This is a genomic window from Mesorhizobium sp. M2E.F.Ca.ET.209.01.1.1 (assembly GCF_004010375.2).
Lineage (GTDB): Bacteria > Pseudomonadota > Alphaproteobacteria > Rhizobiales > Rhizobiaceae > Mesorhizobium.
In genome coordinates this window covers 1-278 of sequence record NZ_SADP02001410.1, presented here as the reverse complement: position 1 = coordinate 278, position 278 = coordinate 1, and the positions used below count along the sequence as shown (strand labels likewise).

At 66.5% G+C, this 278-nt stretch carries 1 protein-coding gene; it reads right to left on the bottom strand.

Features of this window, described 5'->3' with window-relative positions; genetic code table 11:
* Nucleotides 1-278 (bottom strand): 2-oxo-4-hydroxy-4-carboxy-5-ureidoimidazoline decarboxylase (locus tag EN852_RS40590; RefSeq protein WP_348643572.1); only part of this gene is annotated, 278 nt, incomplete at both ends.

Sequence of the window (278 nt, the reverse complement as noted above, 5' to 3'; positions counted from 1 at the left end):
CGCGCGGAAGATGCGGCAGAGCGCGTTGTGCAGGCCGCCGGCACTGTCATGCGCCGGGCCGAGCTCCAATTCGTAGGCTCGCTCGGCGATCCACGGCGAATGCTCGAACACGCCGCCGAAGGCATGCACGAATTCCTCGAATTCCATCCGCGACGGCCGCAACGCCGGCGCCTCGTAAGGATGCGTCTCGCGCCAGTGCCTGGCGATGTCGATGCGCCGCGTCAGCCACACCTTGTCGTGCGACTTCACATAGTCGACGAAGCGCTTCAGCGCCGCCA